The organism is Pseudonocardia sp. Ae505_Ps2 (assembly GCF_001932425.1).
Taxonomy (GTDB): Bacteria; Actinomycetota; Actinomycetes; order Mycobacteriales; family Pseudonocardiaceae; genus Pseudonocardia.
In genome coordinates, this window is sequence record NZ_MCIP01000001.1 from 624,021 (window position 1) to 628,094 (window position 4,074).

The 4,074-nt window shown below is 75.0% G+C and carries 5 protein-coding genes and 1 pseudogene; 2 read left to right on the top strand and 4 right to left on the bottom strand.

Annotated features, from left to right (window positions below):
• Positions 1-22 precede the first annotated feature (22 nt).
• Together Ae505Ps2_RS02715 and Ae505Ps2_RS02720 are read right to left on the bottom strand one after the other, a co-directional pair.
• Positions 23-730 carry a response regulator transcription factor gene (locus Ae505Ps2_RS02715; protein WP_020623003.1) on the bottom strand — a complete coding sequence of 236 codons (708 nt, stop codon included), beginning with the start codon at positions 728-730 and terminating at the stop codon, positions 23-25.
• On the bottom strand, positions 727-1,977 hold the full coding sequence (locus Ae505Ps2_RS02720) for an ATP-binding protein (protein WP_249265370.1): 1,251 nt from the start codon (positions 1,975-1,977) through the stop codon (positions 727-729). The genes Ae505Ps2_RS02715 and Ae505Ps2_RS02720 overlap by 4 nt, the downstream gene beginning before the upstream one ends.
• Positions 1,978-2,260: 283 nt before the next feature.
• On the opposite strand from Ae505Ps2_RS02720, the gene Ae505Ps2_RS02725 reads away from it, so the two are divergent.
• Both Ae505Ps2_RS02725 and Ae505Ps2_RS02730 read left to right on the top strand, forming a co-directional pair.
• On the top strand, positions 2,261-3,502 hold the full coding sequence (locus tag Ae505Ps2_RS02725; RefSeq protein WP_075333882.1) for a PspC domain-containing protein: 1,242 nt from the start codon (positions 2,261-2,263) through the stop codon (positions 3,500-3,502).
• Positions 3,495-3,701, top strand: a complete 207-nt coding sequence (locus tag Ae505Ps2_RS02730) for a hypothetical protein (RefSeq protein ID WP_020626386.1) — start codon at positions 3,495-3,497, stop codon at positions 3,699-3,701. The genes Ae505Ps2_RS02725 and Ae505Ps2_RS02730 overlap by 8 nt, the downstream gene beginning before the upstream one ends.
• An 18-nt stretch (positions 3,702-3,719) precedes the next feature.
• Here Ae505Ps2_RS02730 and Ae505Ps2_RS31740 read toward each other — a convergent pair whose 3' ends face one another.
• Both Ae505Ps2_RS31740 and Ae505Ps2_RS32405 read right to left on the bottom strand, forming a co-directional pair.
• Positions 3,720-3,887 (bottom strand): hypothetical protein, encoded by a 168-nt coding sequence (locus Ae505Ps2_RS31740; RefSeq protein ID WP_170917006.1) that lies wholly within the window; start codon positions 3,885-3,887, stop codon positions 3,720-3,722.
• A pseudogene (locus Ae505Ps2_RS32405) lies at positions 3,884-4,074 on the bottom strand (IS701 family transposase); the annotation flags it as partial. The pseudogene Ae505Ps2_RS32405 and the gene Ae505Ps2_RS31740, both read right to left, overlap by 4 nt.

Below are 4,074 nucleotides of genomic sequence, written 5' to 3' on the forward strand. Positions count from 1 at the left end.
CTCGCTCCGGTCGCTGCGCGACCTACACGAGCCTCCTGTCGGAAGCCCAGCGGGACAGCTCGTGCCGGTTCGACGTCTGGGTCTTGCGCAGCACGCTCGACACGTGGGTCTCCACCGTCTTCACCGAGATGAACAGCTCCTTCGCGATCTCCTTGTAGGCGTAGCCGCGGGCCAGCAGCCGCAGCACGTCCCGCTCCCGCTTGGTCAGCTGGTCGACCTCCGGGTCCACCGGCGGTGCCGCGCCCGGACGGTCGGAGAACGCGTCCAGCACGAACCCGGCCAGACGTGGCGAGAACACCGCGTCGCCGGCCCGCACGCGCCGCACGGCATCGGCGAGGTCCCGGCCCGAGATCGTCTTGGTGACGTAGCCACGGGCACCGGACCGGATCACCGAGATCACGTCCTCGGCGGCGTCGGACACCGACAGCGCCAGGAACACCGACTCGGTGCCCGCCGCGCGCGCCCGACGCAGGATCTCCGCGCCCCCGCCGCCGGGCATGTGCACGTCGAGCAGCACCACGTCCGGCGCGAGGTGCCCAACGCCGGCCACCGCCTCGTCGACGGAGCCCGCCTCGCCGACCACCTCCAGCACCGGACTGCGCCCGTCGCCGCGGTCCAGCTCGGCGCGCACGCCGGAGCGGAACAACGCGTGGTCGTCGACCAGGTAGACCCGGATACCGGTGTCGTCCGGACCGGCCGGGGTGTCCTGTACGTCGTCGGCGGTTGTCATGCCGTCTCCTTCTCCCTCAGCGGCATCGACAGCCGCACCTCCGTGCCCTCGCCGGCCCCGGTGCGGATCCGGACCGTACCGCCGTGGCGGCGCATCCGGGCGTGCACCGAGTCCGCGAGGCCGTGCCGGTCATCGGAGACCTCATCCGGATCGAAACCGGTGCCGCGGTCGCGCACGAACACCTCCGCGGCGCCCGGGCCCTCGGCCGAGGCGGGCTCGACCTCCACGTAGACGTCGACCTCGGACGTGCCCGAGTGCTTCGCCGCGTTCACCATCGCCTCACGCGCCGCCAGCACCAGGGCACGCAGGTCGTCGTCGAGCTCGGCGTCGCCGACCAGCACCGGGCCGACGGTCACCGCGTAGGTGTCCTCGACCTCCCCCGCGACGCGCGTGATCGCCACCGACAGCAGCGTCTCCGCCGCGTCCGGGCTGCCGCTGCCGCCGCGGGCGCGCCCACCGGGCCCGTAGAGCCAGGCGCGCAGCTCCCGTTCCTGGCCACGGGCCAGCCGCTGCACCTCGCGCGGGTCGCCGGACTGCCGCTGGATCAGCGCCAGGGTCTGCAGCACCGAGTCGTGCAGGTGCGCGGCGATCTCGGCGCGCTCGGCGGCGACCGCGCGAGCCCGCCGCTCCTCACCGAGGTCGCGCACCAGCCGCACCCACCAGGGGACGGTGAGGACCGCGACGCCCAGCAGCGTCGCCAGCGCCGCGAGGATCCCGAACCGCACCTGGCCCAGGTCCAGGTTCCCGAGCAGGAACACCGCCAGCCCGGTCAGGACCAGCGCGGCGCCGAGCAGGGTGCGGGCCAGCACCGCACGGCCGGCCCCGACACGGCTGCGGGCGTCGCGCGCCCACTGCCGTCGCTGCGCCTCGTCGGCCTCCCGCCACACGACGGCCGCGCCGACCGTCGCCAGTCCCAACGGGCCGGCGATCCAGCCGAGCACCGCCGAGCCCGAGGTCACCGCGACCAGCGACAACCCCAGCCCCAGCGTCAGCAACCCGGCGGCCTGCAGCCGTTCGGACCGGGTCAGGGTCCGCTCGACGACGTCGGCCTCCTGCCGCAGGAACACCCACAGCAGGCCGTAGGCCAGCACACCCGCCCAGCACAGCAGGCTCAGGGCGACGAAGGCCGCCCGGATCCACCGGACGTCGACGCCGAGATGGTCGGCCACCCCGCCCGCGACGCCGCCGACCATCCGCCCGGAGCGGCGCCGGGCCAGCGGGACGCGCGCTCCGGGGCTCGGCGGCACCGGGCCCCCCGGCCGCGGGGCCCAGGGACCGCCGGGCTGCGCGGGCGCCGCGCCATCGGAGAACGGCACCGTCGGCGCATCCGCCGACGACCGTGCATCCCCAGAGGGCTCCACGGAGGGCCGTGCGTCCGCCGACGACGCTGCGGCGCCGGTCGAGGGATCCGAGCTGTTCACGACACCATCGTCACACGCCCCCCGCCGGATCCCCTCCGGATCGGGACCGGGGTCGTCTCGGGGTTGTCCCCGAGACGCCGGGGCCCGCCCGGACGGCAGGCTCGACGCCATGAACGAGACGCAGCTGCCCGGGAGCGGCCGACCACCGTCGGCGGCAACGACGGCCCGGAACACCCTGCGCGACATGTGGGACTCCCGGCCCCTGCGTCCGCGCGACGACCGCAAGCTCGCCGGGGTCTCCGCCGCGATCGCGCGCCGCTACGAGATCGACCCGACGCTGGTCCGGGTGGGGTTCGTCGTCGCGGCGATCGTCGGCCCCGGAATCCCGCTCTACCTGGCGGGCTGCGCGGTCCTGCCGGACGCCGGGCCGCCCGGCAGCCCCGTCCCGCCGCGCAACGGACCGTCCTCCGCGCTGTCGGTGGCGCTGCTGGTCATGGCCGCGCTGCTGGCCGTCCCGCTGGTGCTGTCCAGCGACCGGGTGATCCCCGCCGCCGTCACCGTCGCGCTGCTCGTCACGCTGCACGTGACCCGGGGGAACCGGCCCGGGGCCCGGGAGGCCGCCGCGGCGCCCACACCCGTGGTGCCGTGGGTCGCGGACCCGCACGCCCCCACCGTGGCGCAGGCTGCACCACCGGCCTGGGATCCGCTCGGCGTTGCCCCGTTCGCCTGGGACCTGCCCGAACCGGGCCCGGAGCCGGGTCCGCCGTCGGCCCCCCGGTCGTCGCTGACGCCGATCACGCTGGCCGTGTCGCTGGTCGTCGCCGGGATGGTCGGCGGGCTCGCCCTGGCCGCACCGGGGGCGGTGCCGGCCTCGGCCGTCCCGGGGGCCGCGCTCGCCGTCGTCGGGATCGGGCTGGTCGTCGGTGCGCTGCGACGCGCCGGACGCTGGCTGGTGCCCTTCGCGGTGCTGCTCGCGCTCGTCACCGCGGCCGCCATCCCGCTCAACGACGCCGTCGGCCCCGACGGATGGGCCGTGCGCGGTGGCATCGGGGAGACCGTCGAGGCCCCGACGACCGTGGCCGCGCTCGCCCCGGAGTACCGGCGGGGCACCGGCGCCGTCGAGCTCGACCTGACCCGCCTCGACCTCACCGCGACGCCCGGCGCGACCGGACCCGTCCGCACCCGGGCCGAGGTCGGCGCGGGAGTGGTGCAGGTCCGGGTCCCGCGTGACGCCGACCTGCGCGTCCGCAGCTCGGTCGGCACCGGCGACCTGACCGTCGACGGACAGACGCGCACCGGGCAGAACGTGGACCTGACCGTGAACGACCCCGGCCCGGACGGACCCGGTGGCCGGGTGCTGGAGCTCGACCTGCGGGCCGAGCTGGGAACCGTGGAGGTCACCCGTGGATAGCTCGCTCGTCCGTCGCGCCGACCCGTTCGCCCTCGTCGCCGGGATCCTGTCGCTGCTGGTGGCCGTGTGCGGGGTCCTCGGGATCGCCCCCTGGGAGGTCGTCGACCTGCGCTGGATGCTCGCCGGGACCGCGGTTGTGGTGGGGATCGCATTCCTGATGGCGAGCGTGCGTAACTCCCGGGCCACATCGGACGACTAATACTGCAACGGCAGTTGATCAGCTCGGGGGTCGTTCGCCGCGTCGGCGGTAGTGGCAGTCGCGGGCCTGTTGTTGGCGTTCACGGCGCCAGGTCGACCAGTGCATGACGTGGTCGATGCAGGTGAGCGGGGTGAAGGCGAGCGCGGCGAGGAGACGGCGGATCTCGTTGCCCGACAGCTGAATCAATGCGCGCCGGCTGGCTGAGGATCCCCCTTTTCGGCCTCGCGTGCGTGTTCGGCGGCGCGGGTGACGGCGAGGTAGGCCGCGGTGAGCATGGCCAGGGTGATGTGGGCGTGCCAGGCTCGGTAGGAGCGGACTTGGTAGTGGTCGAGGCCGGCCTCGTTCTTCGCGGTCTGGAAGCATTCCTCAATCG